19 protein-coding genes and 3 tRNA genes are annotated in these 23,689 nt (G+C 66.4%); 12 read left to right on the top strand and 10 right to left on the bottom strand.

What is annotated here, in order from left to right; all coding sequences use genetic code 11:
- Positions 1 to 68: 68 nt before the first annotated feature.
- Positions 69 to 144 (bottom strand) — tRNA-Lys (locus QPC17_RS06300).
- A 252-nt stretch (positions 145 to 396) separates the two neighbouring features.
- Between QPC17_RS06300 and QPC17_RS06295 the strand changes: the two genes are divergently transcribed.
- Positions 397 to 1,326 (top strand): ATP-grasp domain-containing protein, encoded by a 930-nt coding sequence (locus QPC17_RS06295; protein ID WP_062614205.1) that lies wholly within the window; start codon positions 397 to 399, stop codon positions 1,324 to 1,326.
- Between the two features lie 86 nt (positions 1,327 to 1,412).
- Positions 1,413 to 1,487, top strand: a tRNA-His gene (locus QPC17_RS06290).
- A gap of 296 nt (positions 1,488 to 1,783) precedes the next feature.
- Here QPC17_RS06290 and orn read toward each other — a convergent pair.
- The gene (gene orn, locus QPC17_RS06285; protein WP_068539203.1) at positions 1,784 to 2,413 is read right to left on the bottom strand and encodes an oligoribonuclease; all 630 of its coding nucleotides are present in this window, start codon (positions 2,411 to 2,413) and stop codon (positions 1,784 to 1,786) included.
- A gap of 23 nt (positions 2,414 to 2,436) precedes the next feature.
- Positions 2,437 to 2,509 (bottom strand) — tRNA-Arg (locus QPC17_RS06280).
- 91 nt (positions 2,510 to 2,600) lie between these two features.
- Between QPC17_RS06280 and QPC17_RS06275 the strand changes: the two genes are divergently transcribed.
- The 4 genes from QPC17_RS06275 to ettA all read left to right on the top strand — a co-directional run bounded on the left by QPC17_RS06275 (position 2,601) and on the right by ettA (position 8,126).
- A complete protein-coding gene (locus QPC17_RS06275; protein WP_143602134.1) occupies positions 2,601 to 4,145 on the top strand; it encodes a dynamin family protein in 1,545 nt (514 codons plus the stop codon).
- 7 nt (positions 4,146 to 4,152) lie between these two features.
- Positions 4,153 to 5,607, top strand: a complete 1,455-nt coding sequence (locus QPC17_RS06270) for a GTPase (protein WP_083297677.1) — start codon at positions 4,153 to 4,155, stop codon at positions 5,605 to 5,607.
- A gap of 141 nt (positions 5,608 to 5,748) precedes the next feature.
- Positions 5,749 to 6,336, top strand: coding sequence for a single-stranded DNA-binding protein (locus QPC17_RS06265; RefSeq protein WP_285347119.1), 588 nt, complete (start codon positions 5,749 to 5,751; stop codon positions 6,334 to 6,336).
- A 107-nt stretch (positions 6,337 to 6,443) separates the two neighbouring features.
- Positions 6,444 to 8,126, top strand: a complete 1,683-nt coding sequence (gene ettA, locus QPC17_RS06260) for an energy-dependent translational throttle protein EttA (RefSeq protein ID WP_062614210.1) — start codon at positions 6,444 to 6,446, stop codon at positions 8,124 to 8,126.
- Between the two features lie 149 nt (positions 8,127 to 8,275).
- Here the strand turns inward: ettA and QPC17_RS06255 are convergent, their stop codons facing one another.
- Positions 8,276 to 9,172, bottom strand: coding sequence for an acyl-CoA thioesterase (locus QPC17_RS06255; protein ID WP_062614211.1), 897 nt, complete (start codon positions 9,170 to 9,172; stop codon positions 8,276 to 8,278).
- A 136-nt stretch (positions 9,173 to 9,308) separates the two neighbouring features.
- On the opposite strand from QPC17_RS06255, the gene malQ reads away from it, so the two are divergent.
- Together malQ and QPC17_RS06245 are read left to right on the top strand one after the other, a co-directional pair.
- A complete protein-coding gene (gene malQ, locus QPC17_RS06250) occupies positions 9,309 to 11,444 on the top strand; it encodes a 4-alpha-glucanotransferase (RefSeq protein WP_062614212.1) in 2,136 nt (711 codons plus the stop codon).
- A complete protein-coding gene (locus QPC17_RS06245) occupies positions 11,444 to 11,689 on the top strand; it encodes a PTS sugar transporter subunit IIB (RefSeq protein ID WP_062614213.1) in 246 nt (81 codons plus the stop codon). Before malQ ends, QPC17_RS06245 begins: the two co-directional genes overlap by 1 nt.
- Positions 11,690 to 11,703: 14 nt before the next feature.
- Here QPC17_RS06245 and QPC17_RS06240 read toward each other — a convergent pair whose 3' ends face one another.
- Positions 11,704 to 12,225 carry a DNA-3-methyladenine glycosylase I gene (locus QPC17_RS06240; RefSeq protein ID WP_062614214.1) on the bottom strand — a complete coding sequence of 174 codons (522 nt, stop codon included), beginning with the start codon at positions 12,223 to 12,225 and terminating at the stop codon, positions 11,704 to 11,706.
- Between the two features lie 203 nt (positions 12,226 to 12,428).
- On the bottom strand, positions 12,429 to 14,978 hold the full coding sequence (gene pepN / locus QPC17_RS06235; RefSeq protein WP_285347118.1) for an aminopeptidase N: 2,550 nt from the start codon (positions 14,976 to 14,978) through the stop codon (positions 12,429 to 12,431).
- Positions 14,979 to 15,107: 129 nt separating this feature from the next.
- On the opposite strand from pepN, the gene QPC17_RS06230 reads away from it, so the two are divergent.
- Complete coding sequence (locus QPC17_RS06230) at positions 15,108 to 15,707, top strand: mycothiol-dependent nitroreductase Rv2466c family protein (protein ID WP_062614216.1); 600 nt, start codon at positions 15,108 to 15,110, stop codon at positions 15,705 to 15,707.
- 117 nt (positions 15,708 to 15,824) lie between these two features.
- Here QPC17_RS06230 and QPC17_RS06225 read toward each other — a convergent pair whose 3' ends face one another.
- The gene (locus tag QPC17_RS06225; RefSeq protein WP_062614217.1) at positions 15,825 to 17,822 is read right to left on the bottom strand and encodes a M13 family metallopeptidase; all 1,998 of its coding nucleotides are present in this window, start codon (positions 17,820 to 17,822) and stop codon (positions 15,825 to 15,827) included.
- Positions 17,823 to 17,912: 90 nt separating this feature from the next.
- Between QPC17_RS06225 and QPC17_RS06220 the strand changes: the two genes are divergently transcribed.
- Positions 17,913 to 18,365 carry a ribose-5-phosphate isomerase gene (locus QPC17_RS06220; protein WP_062614218.1) on the top strand — a complete coding sequence of 151 codons (453 nt, stop codon included), beginning with the start codon at positions 17,913 to 17,915 and terminating at the stop codon, positions 18,363 to 18,365.
- A gap of 148 nt (positions 18,366 to 18,513) precedes the next feature.
- On the opposite strand, the gene epsC is transcribed toward QPC17_RS06220, so the two are convergent.
- From epsC to QPC17_RS06205, 3 genes are all read right to left on the bottom strand, one after another.
- The gene (epsC, locus tag QPC17_RS06215; RefSeq protein WP_070447981.1) at positions 18,514 to 19,086 is read right to left on the bottom strand and encodes a serine O-acetyltransferase EpsC; all 573 of its coding nucleotides are present in this window, start codon (positions 19,084 to 19,086) and stop codon (positions 18,514 to 18,516) included.
- 27 nt (positions 19,087 to 19,113) lie between these two features.
- Positions 19,114 to 20,043 carry a cysteine synthase A gene (gene cysK, locus QPC17_RS06210; protein ID WP_062614220.1) on the bottom strand — a complete coding sequence of 310 codons (930 nt, stop codon included), beginning with the start codon at positions 20,041 to 20,043 and terminating at the stop codon, positions 19,114 to 19,116.
- A 265-nt stretch (positions 20,044 to 20,308) separates the two neighbouring features.
- Positions 20,309 to 20,950 (bottom strand): IMPACT family protein, encoded by a 642-nt coding sequence (locus tag QPC17_RS06205; protein ID WP_068539220.1) that lies wholly within the window; start codon positions 20,948 to 20,950, stop codon positions 20,309 to 20,311.
- 157 nt (positions 20,951 to 21,107) lie between these two features.
- On the opposite strand from QPC17_RS06205, the gene rpmF reads away from it, so the two are divergent.
- Positions 21,108 to 21,269: a 50S ribosomal protein L32 gene (rpmF, locus tag QPC17_RS06200; RefSeq protein WP_062614222.1), complete on the top strand. Its 162-nt coding sequence runs from the start codon at positions 21,108 to 21,110 to the stop codon at positions 21,267 to 21,269.
- A gap of 299 nt (positions 21,270 to 21,568) precedes the next feature.
- Positions 21,569 to 23,689: a MaoC/PaaZ C-terminal domain-containing protein gene (locus tag QPC17_RS06195; RefSeq protein ID WP_285347117.1), complete on the top strand. Its 2,121-nt coding sequence runs from the start codon at positions 21,569 to 21,571 to the stop codon at positions 23,687 to 23,689.

Here is a 23,689-nt window from a genome sequence, read left to right as displayed (position 1 = left end):
TATCCTCCCAGTTGGCTACCGGGTTATCATATACGAAAGGCGACCAGCCTGAGCTGATCGCCTTTCCTTGGTACACCGCCTGGGACTCGAACCCAGAACCCTCTGATTAAGAGTCAGATGCTCTGCCAGTTGAGCTAGCGGTGCGCAACGATGTTTTACTGTAGTCCCGCACAGGCACTTCGCGCAAATTGATCGGGCACATTTCCGCTGTGAACTGGGGCACCACTGGTGGGTGTGGGTTGCGGTGCGGGCTGGGGCGCCGGTGTGGGAGGGCCGCGAGGCGCCGGGGTGGACGCGAGGCGAGGGGTGGCGTCGCGAATCGTGTGACGGCGTCATGTGACGCGGACTTACCCCGTTGTCGCGCGCCGGAGCGGCAAATCCATTAGAATCGCAGGCGTGGCTCAACCAAAAGTTTTTCTAGCGACCTCCGAGAATCTGCCCAACCTGTCCGAGGACGAGCAGGGCCTTCCCGATGCCTTGCGCGATCGCGGGATTGAACCCGTGGTGGCCGTCTGGTCCGACCCGTCGGTCAACTGGGGGCAATCCGACCTCACCGTGGTACGCTCCGTGCGCGACTACGCCAAGGCGCCCAAGCAGTTCATGAAGTGGGCCTACTCGGTGCCGCGCATCGCTAACTCGGCGAAGACCATGGAATGGAACATGGACAAGCACTACATGCAGGCACTGGAGAAGCTGGGGTTGCCCGTCATCCCCACCGTCTGGCTCGAGCCCGAGCAGCGCCTGTCCAAGCAGCAGATCCACTCCCGCTTCCCCTCCTACGGTGACTTCGTCATCAAGCCCGCGGTGTCATCGGGCGGGCGAGGCACCGGGCGCTACACCGCCACTGACGCCACCTCCCGCGGCGAAGCCATCCTCCACGCCCAGTACGAGCTCAACGCCGGACGCTCCGTCATGGTCCAGCGCTACCTGGAGGACATCGACGTGGCCGGAGAGACCTCGCTTGTGTACCTCAACGGGCTGGCCTCCTACCAGGTGGAAAAGGATCCGATGCTCCACCCGCGCTACCGCAACACCAGTGAGGCCGGGGTGGTGGAGGAAGTCGTGCGCGCCACTGAGGCCTCCGAGGAGACTTGGCGCTGGGGCGAACGAATCCGCCGCGCCCTGCACGCCCACATCAAGAACATGTCCGGCCGCGACGAACTCCTCCTGTTCAACCGGGTGGACCTGGTGCGCGGTGCGCCGGACTCCGAGGAAGAGTTCTACGTCATGGAAGTCTCGCTCATCGACGGCCAGCTCTACCTGTCCCAGGACGAGGACCACCTCACCCGCTTCGCCGACGCCATCCAAATGCGCGCCTTCTGGTGATGTGCTTCACCGCCGCCGTTTAGGCGGGGTGGGGCCTGGCTTGATATAGTTTCAATTCGTTGCCGCGGCGAAAGCCAACGCGCATGGTGGCTGTAGCTCAGTGGTAGAGCACCTGGTTGTGGTCCAGGGGGTCGCGGGTTCAATCCCCGTCAGCCACCCCACACAAAACCCCGGAATCTCAACGAAAACCGAGAAACCGGGGTTCTTTCTTTCCCCGCCGTGGAATAGGCGTGGAATAAGAAAACACGTGTGCCGCCTTTAGTGATGCCCTCATGGTCGTGCTCGGCACCGCCGGTAGAGCCTAGGCGCCCTACATTCCAAGCCGGGGCGGCATCGACGAACTCACCGACGACGACAGCGGCGGATTAAAGAAAACTGGACGTTTTCGGGGCGATCTCCTCATATAAGAAGATCGGCCCGAAAACGTCCAAAATATTCTAATCCGGGGCCGGAGTGGCTACTTATCGGCGGCCCGGTCCCGAGTCAGGTCCGCCAGGATTTCCTTGGCGGCGGCCCGGGACTCCTCGGTGCTCGGCCCTTCGCCGGCGGGCATGAGGATGGCCCGGTAGTAGCGCAGTTCGTCGATGGAGTCGTAGATGTCGCCGAGCGCGGTGTGGTTGCCGGTCTTCTCGGGGGAGGCGAAGTACACGCGCGGGAACCAGCGCTTGGCGAGCTCCTTGATGGAGGACACGTCGATCACCCGGTAGTGCAGGTGGTCGACCAGCAGGGGCATGTCGCGGGCGAGGAAGGTGCGGTCGGTGCCAACCGAGTTCCCGCCGAGCGGGGCCTTGCGCCCTTCGGGTACGAAGCGCTTGACGTAGGCCAACACCTGCTCTTCGGCGTCGGCCATATTGAGCCCGCCGTCCCACTCGTCGATGAGGCCGGTGACAGTGTGCATGTTGCGGACGAAGGGATCCATTTGGGCTACGGCCTGCTCGGAGGGTTTCATCACCAGGCGAAGGCCGGCGTCGAGCGGGTTGAGCTGGGCGTCCGTGACAACCACGGCGATTTCTACCAGCGAGTCGACCTCGAGATCGAGGCCCGTCATTTCACAGTCAATCCAGACAATTGGCGTGTCGTTATTCATGCTCACGCACCCATTCTAGCAAGCGCCCCCAGCAGGACTCGAACCTGCGACACATGGCTTAGAAGGCCACTGCTCTATCCGCTGAGCTATGGAGGCAATCAGTTTATGATACCGCCGGCGCCGGCGAGCGGGTCAAATGGCGGGGAGCCCAATCGATATTTAGGTCCTTTTGGGACACAATAGAGGTGTGAGTACTCCAGCATTTTCCCGTGCCAGTTTGGCTGGCCTCGTCACGCGCACGATCGACGAGCTTCGCAAGGTCGAGCTGCCGTTGGAGATGCCGGGGGCGCGGGAGTTGATGGAGTCGCGTCAGCAGTTGCTGACCCAGCTGGAGAGCCGGATCTTGCCGCATCTGCATTCGGATGAGCTCCCGGCGGTGATCGTGTTTGGCGGTTCGTCGGGGGCGGGTAAGTCCACGCTGGTCAATTCGTTGATCGGCCGGGAGGTGTCGCCAGCGTCGGTGCTGCGCCCCACGACGCGCACGCCCGTCATGATTATGCACCCCAGCGATTTTCCGAAGATGGAGAGCCACGCGCTTGCCAAGATGGGCAAGTATGAGCCGGTGGACTCGGGCATTGAGGGCATCGTGATCGTGGACGCGCCGGACCTCGATTCGGTGGACGACGCCAACCGCGCCCTATCTTCGCGCCTCATCGACGCGGCAGACCTGTGGGTATTCGTCACCACAGCCTCCCGTTACGGCGACGCCGTGGCATGGGACACGCTCCAGGTAGCTAATGCGCGCGGGGTGACGTGTGCGGTGGTGCTGGACCGGGTGCCGGCGTCGGCGCTGTCGGTGGTGCGGCGCGACCTGGCCGAGCGCATGGGCCGGATGGGCTTGGCAGAGAGCCCGCTGTTTATTGTTCCCGACGCCGGGGCGCACGAAGGCCTGCTGCCCGAGGAGTACGTGGCGGATTTGCGTCAGTGGCTGGAGGTGGTGGCTCGTACGAAGGCAGCCGATTCGTTGGTGGCTCGAACCACGGCCGCGACCCTGCCGCAGTTGCGCCGCGATCTGCTCGTGTTGGCCGACGCGGTGGAGGCCCAGGAGCACGCGCTGACTGACCTCAAAGATAAGGCGGTTGAGGGCGCCCACGCCCCGCTGGAGAAGCTGGCCACGAACATCGAGCATGGCCGGTTTGGGCAGGGAGCGCCGACCACGTCATGGCTGTCGCTGGCGTCGACGGGCGGGCCGCTGGCGGGCATGGTGGCGGGCCGCAAGCCGAATGTGTTCGGCCGTCGTAGTGGAACGCGCGACCGGGCGATGACCACGGTTTTTGACGCGGTGGCCACCTCGGTGGGCGTGGCGCTCACGCAAGGTTTGACGGCCGCGCGGGCGAACGTGGATCAGGCGTGGGCGTTCGACGTCGTCAACACCTCCGACCTGCGTCAGCGCGCGAACGAGCGGCTGGACCTGGATGCGATCGCGCAGCGCGCGGTGGACGCATGGAAGGCTGACCTGCTGGCCAAGTACGTGCCGGATAACCCGTGGCTGGGCAAGTCGGGGCAGGCGGCGCTGCTGGGTGCGGCGGCCGCCGGCATTTCGGGTGCGCGCAAAGCGGCGGAGAATCTTGGGGCGAAGGCTGAGGTGCGGGAGGCGCGTGAGGACCTGTCGGCCCGGGTGCGGGGCGCGATGGATGAGCTGGTAGCCGCCTATACCGGCGTCGTGAACGAGATAGATGTGGGGGACGCGGCCTCGCTGCGGTTGCGCGCCACCGAGTTTTTACACCGATAGGGGATGTATGGATCGCCAGGCAGATGAAGAGGTCATTGGGCGGCTGAAGGCATTGCAACGCGCGGTGGGTGCGGGCGGGCCCTACTTCGACCAGTTTGTGGCCAGCCGCGCCCAGGACGATCTGCGCCGCGCCCAGGAGCGGATGCGGCTCGGGCTGGACACCACGGTGGCGGTGCTGGTGGGTGGCACGGGTTCGGGCAAGTCGACCATGTTTAACGCGATCACGGAGCTGGATTTCGCGGACTCGGGTGATATTCGTCCGACGACGGAGCGGGCGGCCGCCTGCACGTTCGACGTGGACGCGAGCGAGTTGCTCGACTACCTTCAGGTGGATCCGGACCGCCGGATTGAGCATTCGTCGATCTTGACGGTGGGCAATGACCGGCTGGACGGGCTGGTGCTGCTCGATTTGCCGGACCATGATTCGGTGGCGCTCGCGCACTCGGCGCAGGTGGATCGCCTGCTGCCGATGGCGGACCTGCTGATCTGGATTGTGGATCCGCAAAAGTACGCGGACGAGGTGCTGCACAAGGGCTTCTTCGAGACGCTGGGTGGACGGCAGGAGGCGATGGTCGTGGTGATGAACCAGATCGACCGCGTGCCGGCTGACCAGCGCGCTACCCTGCTCGGCGACCTGCGTTCCCTGCTCGACCGTGACGGCCTGACCGAGGTGCCGATCCTTGGGGCGTCGGCGCTGACGGGGGAGGGCGTGGACGCGGTGCGTGACCTGCTGGCCCGGGCCGTGGCTGGCCAGTCCTTCAACGCGCGCACGGCCGCCGCTGAGCTCGACGCAATCGCGGGCCGCCTGCGGGCCAACGTGGGCCGGGAGGAGCCGGACGTGGACGGGCAGGCCGTGGCCGATATCAATGACAGGATCGTGCGTTCTTCGGGCATCCCGTCGGTGGTGGAGTCGATCCGGGTGTCGGGCCAGTCTTACCAGGCGTCCGCGCTGGTGGTGCCTGAGCAGCCGGCGAATACGATGGTGCACGCAATACGCGACGCGTGGGTGGCGCACGTGCGTACCGGCCTGCCACCCGTGTGGCAGGAGGCCGTGACGAGCGCGGTGTCGCCCGCTGATCGCTTCCGCCGCGCGCTGGGTGCGGCTATTCGCACGACGCCGTTGCCGGACATCTCCCGCACCCCGGCTTTCGCTGGGCTCGTTGGGGGAGTGGCTCTCGCGGTGGGGGCCGTGGTGTTTGCGGTGCTTGGCGCGATGGGCACTGGGGTGACGATCGGCGTCGTGGCGGGCGGTGTGGTGCTGGGCTTGCTGGTGGCGTGGCTGGGCAAGAGCGCGGTGGTGCGGAGCGCGGCGCGCGCGGCCGCGGCCTACGAGCGCAACGTGCGTGAGGCCGTGGGCGAGGCAACCGAGGAGCATTTGGTTGCCGGCCCGCGCGAGATTCTCTCCCAGCACCGGCAAACGCGCGAGGCACTTGACTCCGAGGTGTTCGCGGGCACGGCGTAAAAGCGCGGGATTACGCGAAAAAAGTTCTCCACAGGTGGCGTTCGTGGCTGCGTGACCCCATTTTCGGGGTAGTCCGAAAACGCGGCGTCGCGGAAATTGGCAAAGTCGGAAGTGCCACTTTCCAGCAATGAAGGAGAACTGATGAACGACACCATTGTCACCATCCGCGGATGGGTGGGAGGCGTGCCACGCCACTATGACCCAGAAGGAAACGAGGCTATGCCCGTGACCTTCCTCAACGTGGGCGTGACCCCACGCTACTATTCTCGCGTCCACAGCGAATACAAGGAGGGTGTGACCACCTGGTATTCCGTGCGGTGCTATGGGCGCCTGGCGAAGAACGCCGCCGGCTGCCTGAGCAAGGGAACGCCGGTGCTCGTGCGCGGCAGGCTGAGCCAGCGCGAATGGGTTGACGCCAGCGGGGTGGTCCACTCATCGTTCGACGTGAATGCCGACTCGATCGGGGTGGAGATCTCCACCGGTGTTGCTAACTACGTCAAGGTGCTGAAGAACCCGCCGGGCGACATGCGAGACGATCGATGGCGGACCGAGCCGGAGGGCGAGGGTGCCGAGGGCGAGGCGGGCGCCGATGGCGAAATGGGCGGCAGTGAGCCGGGCGCTGACGTCGTCGACATCGCCGGGCTCGACCAAGACGCGTTCGAGGCGGACGATGTCGACGCAGACGACGCCGCCCTCGAGGCCGAGCTGGAGGAGGACGAGCTGGTGTAGACGCGGCGGGCTCGCGCCGGGTGATCAAAAGCCCAGGCGCGGGCTTTTGCCGCCCGGGGAGGATAAATTAGGCTTGAGCTAGTATCCAAGACGACTATGGGAGTACTGTGGCTGAGTTTATTTATCAGATGATCAAGGCCCGCAAGACGGTGGGCGACAAGGTCATCCTGGACGACGTGACGATGGCGTTCTACCCCGGTGCGAAGATCGGCATGGTGGGCCCCAACGGTGCAGGTAAGTCCACGATTTTGAAGATCATGGCCGGACTCGACCAGCCTTCCAACGGTGAGGCCCGGCTCTCGCCCGGCTACACGGTGGGAATCCTCCTGCAGGAGCCGCCGCTGACCGAGGATAAGACGGTGCTCGAGAACGTCCAGGAGGGCGTGGCTGACATCCTGGCCAAGGTCGAACGCTTCAATGCGATCGGCATGGAGATGGCCGAGCCGGACGCGGACTTTGACGCGCTCATGGATGAGATGGGCAAGCTCCAGCAGGAGATCGACGCGGCGAACGGCTGGGATATTGACGCCCAGTTGCAGCAGTCGATGGACGCGCTACGCTGCCCGCCGCCGGACACGCCGGTCAACGTGCTCTCGGGTGGCGAGCGCCGCCGCGTGGCGCTGTGCAAGCTCCTGCTCGAGGCGCCGGACCTGCTGCTGCTCGACGAGCCGACCAACCACCTGGACGCCGAGTCGGTGCTCTGGCTCGAACAGCACCTGGTGAAGTACCCCGGTGCGGTCATCGCCATTACACACGACCGCTACTTCCTGGACAACATGGCCGAGTGGATCGCGGAGGTGGACCGCGGCAAGCTCTACCCGTACGAGGGCAACTACTCTACCTACCTGGAAACGAAGGCCCAGCGCATCAAAGTCCAGGGCCAGAAGGATGCCAAGCTTCAAAAGCGCCTGAAGGAGGAACTGGAGTGGGTGCGCTCCTCGGCGAAGGGCCGCCAGGCGAAGTCGAAGGCGCGTCTGCAGCGCTACGAGGAGATGGCTGCCGAGGCCGAGCGCACGCGCAAACTCGACTTCGAGGAGATCCAGATCCCGCCGGGGCCGCGCCTGGGCAACCTAGTGATCGACGCGAAGAAGCTGAAGAAGGGCTTCGGGGAGCGCGTGCTCATCCAGGACCTGTCCTTCAACCTGCCGCGTAACGGGATCGTGGGCATCATTGGCCCGAACGGCGTGGGTAAGACCACCCTGTTCAAGACCATCGTGGGCCTCGAGCCACTGGACGAGGGAGAGCTGCGCATCGGCGAAACGGTCAAGCTGTCGTACGTCGATCAGACGCGCGCCGGCATTGACCCGGACAAGACGCTGTGGGAGGTCGTCTCTGACGGGCTGGACTACATCCAGGTGGGCAACGTGGAGATGCCCTCGCGCGCCTACGTCTCGGCGTTCGGTTTCAAGGGTGCCGACCAGCAGAAGAAGGCCGGCATCCTCTCCGGTGGCGAGCGCAACCGCCTCAACCTGGCCCTCACCCTCAAGCAGGGCGGCAACGTGATCCTGCTCGACGAGCCGACCAACGACCTCGACGTCGAAACTCTTGGCTCGCTCGAAAACGCGCTACTCGACTTCCCGGGCTGTGCCGTGGTCATCACCCACGACCGCTGGTTCCTCGACCGCGTGGCCACCCACATCCTGGCCTGGGAGGGCACGGAGGAGGAGCCCTACAACTGGTACTGGTTCGAGGGCAACTTCGAATCCTATGAGAAGAACAAGGTCGAGCGCCTGGGGATCGACGCCTCGCGCCCCGCGTCCTCGACCTACCGCAAGTTCAAGCGCGACTAGCCTTTGCTCCTGCGGTTTTCCGCAGGGTGCGCCTACGACGCCGTCAGCACCGGTTTCGACGTGAGCCGGGCTGACGGCGTCGTTGGCTATGCGCCACGAACGCGGCGGGAGCACATAGCGTCAGAAGCGCGCACGCTAGGAGCGCGGCCCTACGCGGCTGCGCTGCGGGAGCGGACCATACCCTCCTGGGACATCGTGGCCACGTGCTTGCCGTCTTGGAAGAAGCGCGCGAGGCTCAGGCCGCGCCCGCCCTGGGCGGAGGGCGAGGTGAGTTCGGCGAGGATCCAGTTCGACATGTTGACGTCGCGGTGCCACCAGATCGAGTGGTCGAGCGTGGCGAGCGACAGGTTGGGGCTCATCCAGAACAGGCCATGGCGGCGCAGGACGGGTTCGAGCATGAACTGGTCGGTGGAGTAGGCCAGCAGGGCCCGGTGCATGAACTGGGATGCCTCGGGCATCGGGTTGCGCAGGCGGAACCAGATGAGGGTGCGGTCGGTGCGCGCGCTCGCGGGCTTGACCCAGATCGGGCCGTCGACATGGCGGAGGTCGGTGGCGTTGGTGGAGTTCATGATCCGGCCCACGGGGTTGTCCATGTTGGCGAAGTAGTCGGCGGAGGAGGGTAGGGATTCGGGGGCGGGCGCGTCGGGCATGGGCGTTTCGTGTTCCATGCCGTCCTGGACCTCTTGGAACGACGCGCGGGCCGTGAGGATCGTCTTGCCGTTTTGGGAGGCGTGGACGCGGCGCGTGGAAAATGAGCGGCCGTCGAGGACCTCTTCCACGTCGAGCTGGGTGGGAACATCGAGCTTTCCGGGGCGGAGGAAGGCCGCGGTGATGGAATGGATTTGGCGGCCGAGGTACTCGTCGGCCACGGTGGCATGCGCGGCCACAACTGCCTGGGCGAAGACCTGCCCGCCGTACACGCGCCCGGAGACCTGGTTGAGGTTCGTCCCCTCGTAGGAGCCGGGTTCGCGTTCTTTCATCTTCAGCGTGCGAAGCACGGAGGACAGCGGCTCGTCGTTGGTCTCAGGCACGGGCAGATATGGCATTTTTCCTCGCTTTCGCAGTGGCGGACGCGGTCATGTACCCATCCTACTCTTCGGTAACTTTGCAAACTACTTTTACGCTTTCGTCAAAGAATTGTGATCTGGCTAAACTTGGGCCTAGCACAAAGAAGGAGATGCAATGTCGCATGAGGTAAACCGAGACCTGCTGAAGGCCCTGGCTGAGGGCTACGGGGTGGCGCTCGATTTTTGGGATTTCGATGGTAACTTCCGGGAAGTGTCTACCTCGACCTTGATCTCTGTCCTCGCCGCGATGGGCGTGGATGCCTCGAGCGACGAGTCGATCCGCGCTGAGCTCAAGGCACGCGACGAGCGGCCGTGGCGGCGGGTTCTGCCGCACTGCACGATCGCGCGCGATGACCGGGAAACCACCTTCCAGGTCCACGTGCCCCACGGGTGCTCGGTGCAGGTGGAGATCATTGTGGAGGGCGGCGGCACGATCGGTGCCCGCCAGATCGATGACTGGGAGCTGCCTCGCGACATCGACGGTGTCCTGACCGGCCAGGCCTCCTTCGTGGTGCCCGTGGGTACGCCGCTGGGTTATCACAAGCTACGCGCGCGGGTGATGGACGGTGGGGAAGAGCGCGTGGAGGAGGCGAGCCTCATCGTTACCCCCACCCGTCTCGACGTCGAATCCCGGCTTCGCGGGCGCGCCTGGGGCATGATGGCCCAGCTGTACTCCACGCGTTCGCGCCAGTCGTGGGGCATTGGGGACGCGGCGGACTTGGCCGAGATGGGCTCGCTGTTTGGCGAGCTCGGCGCCGACTTCCTGCTGGTCAACCCCCTGCACGCGGCCGAGCCGATCGAGCCGATGTCACCCTCGCCCTACCTGCCGGTGACCAGGCGCTTCTTCAACCCCGTCTACATCCGGCCCGAGGACATCCGCGAGGTCGCCTACCTGTCTGGCCCCGAGCGGTCGCTGGTGACGTGGGCGAGTGAGAACGTGAAGAAGATGTCGCTGGAGAACGAGCTCATCGAGCGCGACGCCGCCTGGAAGGCCAAGCGTGAGGCGCTCGACGTGATCTTCGCAGCCGGGCGCTCCCAGGCCCGCCAGCGCGACTTCGACCGCTTCCGCGAGATGGAGGGCCAAGGCCTGGAGGACTTTGCGCTGTGGTGTGCACTGGTGGAGAAGTACGGGGATGAGTTCCCCGACCAGCTGCGCGACATCAACTCCCCGCACGTGGCGCGCGAGCGCCGCGAGCTTGCGGACCGCGTGGACTTTTGGGCGTGGCTGCAGTGGGTGATGGACGAGCAGCTGAGCCGAGCGCAAAACGAATCGCGAGCGGCCGGCATGCGGATCGGCGTCTCGCATGACTTGGCCGTGGGCGTTCACCCCAAGGGCGCCGACGTGTGGATGCTCCCGGACGCCTTCGCCAGGGGGATCGGGGTTGGTGCCCCGCCGGACATGTACAACCAGCAGGGCCAGAACTGGTCCCAGCCACCGTGGCGCCCCGACTCGCTCGAGGAGATGAGCTACGCCCCGCTGCGCGACATGGCCCGCACGGTCATGCGCCACGCCGGGCTGCTGCGCGTGGATCACATCATGGGCCTGTTCCGGTTGTGGTGGATCCCCGAGGGCTCGGCGCCCACCGAGGGCACGTACGTGCGCTTCAATCATGAGGCGATGGTGGGCGTGCTGCTGCTCGAGGCGCACCGTGCCGGTGTGGTCGTGGTGGGCGAGGACCTTGGCACCGTGGAGCCGTGGGTGCGCGAGTACCTGCGCGAGCGCGGGATCTTCGGCACGTCCGTGTTTTGGTTTGAAAAGGACGAGGGCGGCTGGCCGATCCACCCGCAGGACTTCCGCTCGGACGCGATGGTGTCGGTGGACACGCACGACCTGCCACCGGCCGCCAGCTACCTGGCCGGCGAGCACGTGGACCTGCGCGAGAGCCTCGGCCTGCTCGTCAAGCCTGTGGAGGAGATGCGCGCCGAGGCGCGCGAGGAGCGAGATCGGGTCATGGCCCGCCTGCGCGAACACGGCCTGATCGGGGAGGACCCCTCGGAGCGCGAGGTGGTGGAGGCCCTGCACGCGTACATCGTGCGCACGCCCGCCCCGATCCTGCAGGTGTCGCTGGTCAATGCCGTGGGCGAGCGCCGGGCCCAGAACCAGCCGGGCACCGACCAGGAGTATCCCAACTGGCGCCTGCCGCTTGCGGACGGAACCGAGCAGGTGGTGCTCGTGGAGGAGCTGGCCACGAACCCGCGCCTGCAGTCGCTCGTCGCCAGGCTCAACCAGGAACTGGAGAGCACTCGCTAGTGGACCTAGATGAGCTCCTCGCCGCGGTGGGCGGGGCTGAGAACGTACGCAAGGTGGATATGGCCCTGGCCCGCATCCGCGTGGGCGTAGTGGACAAGGACCTGGTGGACAAGCCACGCCTGGAGCGGATGGGCGCGATCGGCGTGGTGGTCCAACGGCGAGCCGTGCAGCTCATCTTCGGCCCGGAGGCCGAGCAGATCGGCATGGACCTGGCCCGGCGCCTCTTCGGCGAGCCCGAGGAGTAGCGGCCCGGCCGGGGTCAGAGGCGGTGGTCGTACATGCCGATCGCCTGCATGAGGGCGAACATGGTCACGGGGCCGACGAACGTGAAGCCCAGCCGCTTGAGTTCCTTGGCGAGCTCGGCTGACTTCGGCGATCGGCCCGCATCCGGCCCCTCCCCATACGGGTCGTCTGGCGCGAAAGACCACACGAGCTCGGCGAGCGACTGGCCTGCCTCCTCCAACGCCACGGTGGCCTTCGCGTTCGTGATCGCTGCCCGGATCTTGCGCTCGTTGCGGATGATGGCCGGGTCGGCGAGGAGGCGCTCGACGTCGTCCTCGGTGAAAGCGGCCACGACGCCGGGGTCGAAGCCGGCAAAGGCCTGTCGGAAGGCCGGGCGCTTGCGCAACACGGTCTCCCACGAGAGTCCCGACTGGAAGCCCTCGAGCACGATGCGCTCGAATATCTCGGCAGAGTCGGTGACGGGAAAGCCCCACTCCTGGTCGTAGTAGTCGCGCAGGAGGTCGGATGTGTTAGCCCATGAGGGTCGTATCTGGTTCATGGTGACATCCTACGAAAACCCGCAAGCCTAACCCGCCGATAATGCGTGGATTGTGGATGCGGGCCCCGCATCCACAATCCACGGACAACTTCCTGGCGTGAGGGTAGCAAAAACGCGCGGGTGTGAATCGCCGCACCCGCGCGCTTCGGTACCGTGCCACCAGCTTCGGTGCTCAAGTCGTGCGCCGGCCGGGCCCGTGTCAGCTAGGCCGAACGCGCGGCGTCGCGGGCCTGGGCCGCCGCGGCCCGCTGGGCGTTGCTCAGCCGCTCTAAGACCATGCGGCGCAGCGCCGGGGCCGCCTCCGCGTTCTCGTCCAGCCACTGCTGGGTGCGCGCCACGAGGTCCACCCCGAGGTCCAGCCCGTTGAGCGGGGCGGGGTAGACGAGGTTGACGAAGTTCTGCGAGAACTCAAGCGTCCGGTTCTCCCACTGGTTGAGGATCTCACCGAAGAAGCGCTCCACGTACGGCACGAGCAGCTCCGGATTGCCCTCGGTGAAGCCCCATCCCAGCGCGCGCTGCACGGAGTTCGAGGTCTTGCCGCCCACGATGTCCTCCCATGCGCGCTCCTTGGCGCCCGCGTCCGAGATCGACGCCCGGGCACGGGCCGCCCCCGCCGCTCCCGACGCCGTGTTGTCACGCTCGGCCAGCTCGGCGGCGATGGTTGCCTCATCCACGCGCCCAGCCGCGGCCAGGCGGCGCAAAATGACCCAGCGGAAGTTGGCATCCACGGCCAGCCCGGCCGGGACGTTGTCGTCAGACAGCCACCCGGCCACGAGGTCGAGCTGGCTGTCCCCAATCATAGTGACGGCGGCCATCGCGATCTGAAGCTGGCGATCGGAGGCAGGCTCGGTGGTGGCGAGGATCTCGAATAGGCGCGCGGCCACCTTTTCCTTGAGCGCCGGTCGGTTCGCCGGCGCGGAGTATAGCTCAGTGGCGGTCTGCAGCTGGGAGAGCAGGTAGCGCAGCACCGTGCCGTGGTCCTCGGTCTCGAGAGCACGCAGGGCGAGCTCCACGTAGTCGGTGGCGGGCAGCTCGGCGTCGCGGCACATGTCCCACATGGAAGCGAGCACGAGCGTGCGCGGGAGGCGATCGGTGAAGGCGTTGATGTGATCGCGCGCCGTGGCGGCCGACCGCTCGTCGAGGCGCACCTTGGCGTAGGCGAGGTCGCCGTCGTTGATAAGGAAGAGGTCGGGGCGGCGGGTGCCCGCCAGCTCGGCCACCTCGGTCAGCTCCCCGTCGATGTCGAGCTCAACGTTCACCACGCGCTCGAGCTTACCGCCCTCCAGGGCATACCCGCCGACCCCGATGCGGTGCGGGCGCAGCGAGGCGTGCTCGTCGCATGTCTGGCGGATAGCGAACCGCGTGATCGTCTCCCCGTCGGCCTCGATCACCGGGGTGAGCGTGTTGATACCGGCCTCCTCGAGCCACAGCTTCGACCAGGCCTTGAGGTCGCGCCCGGAGGCGGCCTCGAGTTCCACCAACAGATCCTCCAACGTGGCGTTGCCCCACGCCTTCTTCTTCAGGTAGCGTGAGACGCCGGTCATGAACTCGTTGTAGCCCACGTAGGCCACGAGCTGCTGGAACACGGAGGCGCCCTTGCCGTACGTGATGCCGTCAAAGTTGACCATTACGTCCTCCAGGTCGCGGATCTCGGCCGCGATCGGATGCGTGGAGGGCAGCTGGTCCTGGGCCTGCGCCCACACCTTCTCCGAGGCGTTAAACGTTACCCATGCGTCCGTCCAGCGCGTGTTCTTTGCGGTGGCCACGTGGCTCATGAACTCGGCGAACGATTCGTTCAGCCACAGGTCATTCCACCACTTCATCGTCACCAGGTCGCCGAACCACATGTGGGCCAGCTCGTGGATAATCGTGATCGCCCGACGCTCCACCAGGGCGGCGGTGGGGCGGGAGCGGAAGACGTAGTCATCGAGGATGGTCACGCAGCCCGGGTGCTCCATGGCGCCCGCGTTGAACTCGGGCACGAAAATCTGGTCGTACTTGCGGAACGGGTAGGGCACGTCGAACTCGTTTTCGAACACCTCCATGCCCTGGATCGTGATGTCAATGCACTCCTGGGCGTCCAAGTACTCGCCGAGCGAGGCACGGGCGTAGACGCCCATGGGGATGACGCGCCCGTCGGTGGACGTGTAGCTGCCCGTGCCACCTACGTACGGGCCGGCCACGATCGCGGTGAGGTAGGTGGAGATGCGCTCGGTGGGGGTGAACTCCCAGCGCGCCACGCCGCCTCCGAGCGGGGTGGGCTCCGGTGTCGGAGATACCGAGAAGATTTTCCAGCTTTCCGGCGCGTCCACCACGAACGTGAACTGGGCCTTGAGGTCGGGCTGCTCGAAGTTGGCATACATGCGCCGCGCGTCGGGCACCTCAAACTGCGAGTACAGGTAGACCTGGCCGTCGGCCGGGTCGACGGCGCGGTGCAGGCCCTCGCCCGTGTGCGAGAAGGGGCAAATCGCTTCCACGTACAGCTCGTTGTCCGCCGCCAGGTTCGGCAACGGGATGCGCGAATCGGCGTATGAATCGACGGGCAGTTCCTCGCCGTTGAGGCGGATCGCCAGGACCTCGTCCGCGATGAGGTCGATGAACGACGACGCGCCCGGGGTTGCCGCGAAACGCACGGTGGTGGCCGAGCGGAACGTCTCCTCTCCGGTGAGGTCGAGTTCGACCCGGTAGGTCTCGGTCTGGATGAGGTCCGCGCGCTCGCTCGCTTCGGCGCGGGTCAAGTTGGTGCCGGGCATGGTGTCCTTTCTCTTGCCGGTGTTGGCCTGATATCCAAGGATACTCAGGCGGGCCGCCGCGGCCCAACGCGTTAATTCGCCGCTGGCGTAGCTGTGGAAAGCGTGGGCGCAGAGGGGAAGAATGGGGCCATGAGCGACAACGTAGATTTCTGGTTTGACCCGTCCTGCCCGTGGACTTGGATCACCTCCCGGTGGCTCGTGGAGGTTTCCGAGCTTCGCGACCTCAACATCACCTGGCACTCCTTCTCCCTGTGGGAGCTCAACCGCGGCCGCGAGCTCGACCCCGGCTACCGCGCACACATTGACGAGCTGCGCGGCTTCGGCCGCGTCACGATGGGCGTGGAGATCGAGGCGCCCGAGCGGCTCGCGCAGTTTTACACCGTGCTGGGCGCGGCCATCCACAATGAGGGTGCCGACAAGAACGACGCCGCCCTTGCCGCCGCGCTCGCCGCCTCCGGCCTCGATGCCTCCATTCTCGAGCGGGCCAACGCCGGGGAATACGACGAGGCGCTCGCCGCCTCCACCCGCGCGGCCCTGGAGAAGGTGGGCGACGACGTCGGCGTACCCATCATCGCGGTTGGCGACACGGCCTTCTTCGGGCCAGTCATGTCGCCCGCCCCACACGGGGAGGAAGCCGCCCGCGCCTGGGACGGCACCCTGGCGCTCGCTAAAACCCCGGGCTTCTTCGAGCTCAAGCGCTCGCGGGATGTGGGGCCGATCTTCGACTAGCCCCGCGCCCGAAGGCGTGTTGGACGGAAGTGAATATGAAGGAGGGGGTTGGCCCGCGGGCCAACCCCCTCCGCTATCGGCGGCGTACGAATCTGCCTTTCGCCCGCCGGCCAAGCGCTACCAGATCCGCACCCGTTCCTCGGGAGCCAGGTACAGCTCATCGCCCTCGACCACGCCGAACTCCTCGGCGAACGCGTCCACGTTCTTCACCACGCCGTTGCAACGGAACTCGGAAGGGGAGTGCGGGTCAATCGCCAGGTAGTTGATGGCGATCTCGTCCCGGCGCTTGTTCTTCCAGATCCGCGCCCAGTTGAGGAACACGCGCTGGCGGCCCGTGAAGCCCTCGATCACCGGGGCGTGCGCGGAGGAGGCGTGACCCTCGCGCTTCATCGCGATGTCGTAGGCCTTGAGCGCAATCGACAGGCCACCAAGGTCGCCAATGTTCTCACCCAGCGTGAGTGCGCCGCTCACATGGTGCGGGGTGCCGACCAGCTGGGCGGGCACGTACACGTCGTACTGGCCCACGAGCGACGCCGTCCGTTTCTCGAACTCCGCCCGGTCCTCGTCCGTCCACCAGTTCTGCAGGCGGCCCTCGCCGTCGTACTTCGAACCCTGGTCGTCGAACGCGTGCCCGATCTCGTGGCCAATCACGGCGCCGATTCCGCCGTAGTTGTAGGCCGCGTCCGCCTCGGCGTCGAAGAATGGGGGCTGGAGGATGGCCGCGGGGAACACGATCTCGTTCGCCACCGGGTTGTAGTAGGCGTTGACGGTCTGCGGGTTCATGAACCACTCGTCGCGGTCCACCGGCGTGCCGAGCTTGCCCAGCTGCCAGTCCGAATCGAACTTCTCCGCCGCGCGCACGTTCCCCACCAGGGAATCCGTGATCTCGAGCGCGGAGTAGTCGCGCCACTTGTCCGGGTAGCCGATCTTGGTGACGGTGGTGGCGAGCTTGGCCAGCGCCCGCTCGCGCGTCTCCTCCGTCATCCAGTCGAGCGTGGAGATCGAATAGTGGTAGGCGGCCAGCAGATCATCGACCAGCTGCTCCATGAGCGCCTTGTGGTGGGGCGGGAAGTGGCGCTCCACGTACAGCTTGCCCACGGCCTCGCCCAGCGTGCCGTCAATGAGCGCGACTGCGCGCTTCCAGCGGTCCCGCATCTCCTCAGCACCGTGGAGCACCTTGCCGAAGAAGTTGAAGTTCGCCTGCGCGATGTCCTGGCTCAGGTACGGGGCGCGCGCCCGGACGACGTTCCACCGCAGGTACGTCTTCAGCTGCTCCATGTCGGCCGCCGCCCACTCGCGCGCAAAGCCAGCCAGGGCGTCGGGCATCATCACCAGAAGGGTCGGAGCCGCCTCGCGGGTCAGGCCAAGCCCAGAAAACGCCGTCGTCCACCCAAATCCCGGCGCCGCCTCAAGCAACTCATCCCAGGTCAGCACGTTGTTCGTCTTATCCGTGTCACGCGAATCCACCGCGCTCATATGATGGGACGCAAGCCGGGCTTCGACGCCGTAAATCACCTCGGCCGCAGCCTTCGCCTCGGCGTCGTTCGCACCCGTGCCAAGCGCGTAAAGAGTGGGGATGAAGGCCCTAAACTGCTCGCGGAACTGCTCGTACTGCTCCTCGCGGTAGAACGCCTCGTCCGGCAGGCTCAGCCCCGACTGGTAGAGCCAGCAGATGTACTCCGACGGATTGTTGCGGTCCGCCGAGACCTCCAGGCCGAACGGCATCGGCACGCCCACCTGGTACAGGCGCCCAGCCGCGAGCTCCAGCTCCTCCTTGGTGGCAGCCGAGTCGATGAGCGCGAAATCGTCCGCCAGCGGGGACGCGCCCAGGCCGTTGATGCGGCCCTCGTCCATAAACGAGTCGTACAAGACCGCGACCTTGCGCTCCTCATCCCCGGCCTCGCCGGCCTCCGCGTGAGCGACCGCGTCCTGGATGATCTCCCGCACGTTCGCCTCCGCCTCCAGGCGCAGGTCCATGAACCCGCCCGTCTGCGACTGATCCGCCGGGATCTCCGCGCTCGCCAACCACGTACCATTCACAAAACGGAACAGGTCATCCTGCGGGCGAACGGCATGATCCAGGCCGTCGATGATGTTTTTCGTCGTGTTATCCATCCCACCAGTGTATGCGGCGGGCCGGGCCGAAAGCACACCTGCGCAAACTAAAGCCGCCTCACGGCGAAACCGTGCCGGTATACTTGGGACATGCGTATACACATTGCCGCTGATCATGCGGGTTTTGAACTAAGAGAACATCTCATCGAGCACCTGAGTGCCGCGGGGCACGACGTCGTCGACCACGGCTACAAGGAATACGACAAACTGGACGCCTACCCGCCCGTCTGCTTCGCGGCCGGCGAGGCCGTGGTAGCCGAGCCCGGCTCGCTCGGCATCGTCATCGGAGGCTCCGGTAACGGCGAACAGATGGCAGCCAACAAGGTGAGCGGTGTGCGCGCGGCGCTCGTATGGAACGAATCCACCGCCGAACTCGCCCGCGAACATAACAACGCCAACGTCATCTCCCTCGGAGCCCGCCAGCACACGTTGGAAGAGGCCACCCGCTTCGTCGACATCTTCGTTTCCACCGGCTACGACCCGGCCTCGCGCCACCAGTCCCGCATTGAGATGATGAGCGCCTACGAGGCCGGCGAGCGCTAGCGCGCTTCACGACGCCGCCCGGCCGGCTTTCCGCCGGCGCTTCGCGACGCCGCCCGTCTATGCTGAAGGCCCCCGATGTCCGGGGGCCTTCAGCTTGCTCGGGCCACACTCACATGGGATCACAGCCATTTGACCGCGCCCGAGCACGTTAGATGTAGATGGTCGGGTCGATCAGGTGCTCGACGTCGGACTTCTTGCGGGTCTTGGCGGGGATCCCCACCGCGACGTTGCCCGCCGGCACGTCCCGCACCACCACGGCGTTAGCCCCGACAGCGGCGTCGTCGCCAATCTCAATTGGGCCGAGCACCTTCGCGCCCGAACCGATCGTCACCCGGTTGCCCACCGTGGGGTGGCGCTTGCCCGGGCGCATCGACGTGCCGCCGAGCGTGGTGCCGTGGAAAATCACCACGTCCTCGCCCACCTTAGCCGTCTCACCGATGACAACCCCCATGCCGTGGTCGATAAACAGCCGCCGGCCCAGCTTCGCGCCCGGGTGAATCTCAATGCCCGTGATCGCACGCGCCGCCTGCGCGAGCAGGCGGGCCGGGAGCTTGAGGCGGTCGTCCTTGTTCCACATGGCGTGCGCGATGCGGTATGCCCACACTGCATGCACGCCCGGGTAGGTCAGGAAAACCTCGAGCTCGGAGCGGGCCGCCGGGTCGTTATCCACCGCGGCGCGCAGGTCCTCGCGCATCTTCTTCCACAGGCTGGGGTTCGTCATCGTCGTCTCGTCTCAGGTGGCGGGCTGCTAGTCGACCAGGCCCTCGAACAGTGGGGTGGACAGGTAGCGCTCGCCGAAGTCCGGCACAATCGCCACGATCGTCTTACCCGCATTCTCCGGGCGGGCCGCCAGCTCCGCCGCAGCCTTGAGCGCCGCGCCCGAAGAAATACCAACCAGCAGGCCCTCCTCGTGGGCAACCCGGCGCGCCATCGCTACCGCATCCGCGGACGCAACCGGCAGCACCTCGTCGTAAATCTCCGTGTCGAGCACGTCGGGCACGAAATTCGCGCCGATGCCCTGGATGCCGTGCGGGCCGGCCTTGCCCTCGGACAGGAGCGGGGACTCGGCCGGCTCCACCGCCACGATCTTGATGTCCGGGTTTTGCTCGCGCAGGTAGGCGCCCGTGCCCGTCAGTGTGCCGCCCGTGCCGATGCCCGCCACAAAGATGTCAACCTTGCCCTCGGTGGCCTCCCAGATCTCCGGGCCCGTGGTCGCCTTGTGCTTAGCCGGGTTGGCCGGGTTGGCGAACTGCGAGGCCAGGATCGAACCCGGGCGCTGCGCTGCGATCTCCTTCGCGCGATCCACCGCGCCCTGCATGCCCTTCGCCGGCTCGGTCAGCTCCAGCTCCGCACCAAAGCCGCGCAGCAGGGCCCGGCGCTCCTTCGACATCGACGCCGGCATCGTCAGCACCACCTTGTAGCCACGCGCCGCGCCCACCCAGGCCAGCGCAATACCCGTATTGCCCGACGTCGCCTCCACAATCGTGCCGCCCGGCTTAAGCTGGCCCGACGCCTCCGCCGCGTCAACAATCGCCACGCCAATGCGGTCCTTGACCGAGTTCGCCGGGTTGTAGAACTCGAGCTTGGCCAGGACGCGAGCTTGATCGTCGGAGACGATACGGTTCATACGGACGAGGGGAGTGTTGCCGACCAGTTCAGTTGCGTTGTTGTAAATCATTGTCTTCCTTCACGAGCGCGCGGCGCTCACACATGTTTTGGTGTTCTGTTAGAAGCTCTTGAGGGGAGCTACCCGAGGTGGCACACATGCCCGAAAAAGAAGGGCACCAAACTACGGCATGCCACCTTACAGACAGTCGCAGCAACACATCGGTGCGGTCATCATCATCAGGACCGTCCTTTCCGAGGTTGCCATGCACACGTCATGTAAGTGAAAGTTCAACGGTTTCAGTTTACTTTTTTCGGGCCGACAGTCAACGTGGGGTTCACCATGTGGGCAACGTCCCAGCCGGCACATCCCTCACGACGACGCCGACCACCTCCACCTGCGCCGCCCCCGCGCTCAGTTCCGCCACGTCCTCGGCGAAACCCTGGCCGGCCGCCACGTCAATGTGCGCGCGGGTGGGGCCGTACTCCGTGCCCACCACGTCGAAGCCGCGCCCGCGCAGGTCCGCCTCCAACTTGCCCGCCGTAGCGTGCATGGCAGTCACCCGCATGAGCGGGCGCGTGATCCGGCGGGTGACCGGCTCGCCCGACAGCACCTCTCGCACCGCATCCGAATACGCCCGCACCAACCCACCCGTGCCCAGCAGCGTGCCGCCGAAGTAACGCACCACAACCACTGCAACGTCCATCAACTCATTACCCGTGAGAACGTCAAGCATCGGCCGGCCCGCGGTGCCGGACGGTTCGCCGTCGTCGGAAGAATGAAGGATCGGCTGGGCGCTCGGCACCGACACCACGTAAGCCGAGCAATGGTGGCGGGCGTCGGGGAACTCGGCGCGGGCGTCCGCAAGCAGGGCGCGAGCCTCCTCGACCGAGGCGGCTGGGCGGGAGAGCGCGATGAACCGGGAGCGCTTGATCTCAATTTCAGCGCGGCCGGGGCGGGTCAGGCGAAGTTCGGTCATGACGCTATTATTGCAGTGTTTCGTAGCACAGTTGCCCCACCCTATGTAGCTTTCGGCGCCTGGGGTGGGTAATATCGAACGTTGTCTGCTCGGAGGCGCGCCTCCGAATGAAGGGGTGGCCACGCGGCCACATGAGTATTGAAAGGAGCGGAAGGACATGGCAGTTCCCAAGCGAAAGATGTCCCGTAGCAACACCCGCTCTCGCCGCTCCCAGTGGAAGGCTGAGCTGACCGAGCTCCAGCCCGTTCGCGTTGGTGGCGTTGAGAAGCGCATCCCCCGTCGTCTGGCGAAGGCCGCGCAGAAGGGTCTTGTGGACTAAGGCTTAACAAAATGGGGCCCTCCGGGGCCCCATTTTTGTGCCCGCCGGGGGGCGGTCACATTACTCCCAATGTTCTCAATTGTTACACTCGTCCCAGCTCCGACTGGCAGCTGGGTGAGGTCTCACCTTGTAGCCCGCTCTTGCCGGGACGATTTGGGCCGCGAAGTGTCGGTTGTCATGGATGTCAGCCGACTCGGCGGCAGGGGTGGCGGCCGCTGGCGTGGTAGCAGGCGGAGTTTGTTACGGTCCGGTAGGCTGCTGGTGCCGGTGCGACCGGCACCAGCAGCCAGGGAGGCGAGATGTCCACAGCCCACGTCCCATTCAGCCGAGAGGCGACCATGACGCCCGCGACCGCCCGCGCCTACGGGCAATTCGTAGGAGCCGAGCTCACCCACTTGCCGCCCATGGCCTTCCACAACCTGTGCTTTCCCACCACGGTCCGCACCCTACGTGCGCGGTCTGTGCCGGCGCCGCTACTTGGAATGGTCCATGAGTCGCTGGCGTGGGAGGTCCTCCGCCCGTTGCAGGTGGGGGAGCGGGCGCGAGTCTCGTCGCAGGTAACGGGCATGGAGCTGGTGGAGGCGGGTCTCGCGGTGGAGGTGACGTCCATGGTGGCGATCGGCCCGACTGTTCATTATGTCGAGCGTGCGCGCTACCTTTCGCGCAACCCCAAGAAGAGCGCGGCAGAATCCGTGGGCGGCCAGCTCGCCGATTGGGAAGCCCCCGCCGTGCCCGACCTGCGCGCCGAGCACGGCACCCGCGCCGGCGTGCTGCCTGTGGACGGCCCGACGCTGGCCACCTTCACGCTCCCCGCCCCGACGGGCCGGCGCTGGGCCCGCATCTCCGGCGATGCTAACCCCATCCACCTCTCGTGGGTCACAGCCGCCCCTTTTGGCTTCTCGGCCGCGATCGCTCACGGCGCCGCCCTGGAGGCACTCGCTCATGCGGCCCTCGGGCTTGACGGCACGGCGCCCGCTTCTGGCGCGAGCCGCTTCCGCGCGCCCACCACCCTCCCCAATAAGATTGAGCTCTTGGCGGTGGGGGAGTCGTGGGCGCTGGTTGAGCAGCGCACCGGCCGCGACCTCGTCCACCTCGCCGCCCGCCCGGCCGCTCCACCCGAGATCCCACCCAGCCGCGTCTTCCTACCACGCCTTGACTCCAAGGTGAGCACCACCGCGCTCGGCCGGCGTGCCTTCGCCGCCGCGGCGGCCGCTGACCCCGAGGCCGTCGCCGCCATCGACTCGGTCAAGAACTGGCGCAAGGGCTACGCGGCGGCGGTCGTCCGGGTAACTGCCCTCGACAACCCCGCCCTCGGCCCCGACGCCGCCCGCCGTGCCCTCGTCTACCTCGGCTGCGCGGTCAGTACCGTGGGCGGAACCGCGCTCGCGGACCTTGAGCCGACCACCGCCCCGACCACCGAACCCGGTCCAGCCGCTGAACCCGGCCAGTCCACCGCGGCCGACAACCCCGCCCTCACCATCCCACTCCGCGGCGCCCGCCTCACGGGCCCGGCCCTCCGCGCCCAGATCGAGTCCTGGCGTTTGGCCGGCGTGCTGACCGACACCGCGGCGGCTCGCATCCTTGCCGTCGCCGATAACCCCGATTGGCTCGACCTGTCCGACCTCACCTTCGCCGTCCTCGGCGCCGGCGCCGAGCTCGCCCCCACACGCTTCCTCCTCAAGCACGGCGCGAACGTGGCCGGGGTCGTGCGCCCGGGCCCGCGCCGCACCAAGCTCGAAGCCGACGCCCGCGCCCTGCCCGGCGCCCTCACGCTGTCGCCGCCCGAGGCGTCCGACATCGTCGCCGACCCGGTCGCGGTCGCAGGCTGGATGCTGGGCGAGCGCCCGGACGTCGTCGTCGAAACACTGTACGCGCCTGGGGCGGACTTCCTGCTGCTGGCGCTCGCGGCGGACGCGGTGGAGCGCATGATCGCCGAACGTAGCCCGGCGCTGATGGCGTGGTATGGCTCGCCGTCGGACGCGTACGTGCTCGGGGGAGAGGTCTTCAACGGGATCATCGACCTGCAGGGGCCGAACTACATCCTGGCCAAGCGCATCGGCCGCTGGCGCGCCACGGACCTTGCCGCGCGCGGGCATCGCGTGTCCTACAACGTGGCCCCAATGGCCGAAACCGCCTCGGTGCTGAGCTCGGCCACGCTGCGCGCCGCCTACCGCGGAATGGCGCGTATGGGACTTTCGTCGCTACCAGCGAACACGACGTCGGCGATCATGGGCGCCCTCCTCGTCTGGGATGCCCGAAACACCCCCGTGACCTCGGAAAACTTCCTCACGGAGGCGGCGGCGCCGTCGGGAATCTGGAGCCAGAAACGCCCACCAAACGAGCTGATGAAGCGTGCGGTGCTACGCGGCGCCGATGCATTTGTGTCCAAAGCGGTAAAATCGGAAGTGCCTCAAGAGTAA

It is taken from the genome of Trueperella bernardiae (assembly GCF_030246965.1).
Lineage (GTDB): Bacteria > Actinomycetota > Actinomycetes > Actinomycetales > Actinomycetaceae > Trueperella > Trueperella bernardiae.
This window is presented reverse-complemented; position numbering and strand designations above follow the sequence as displayed.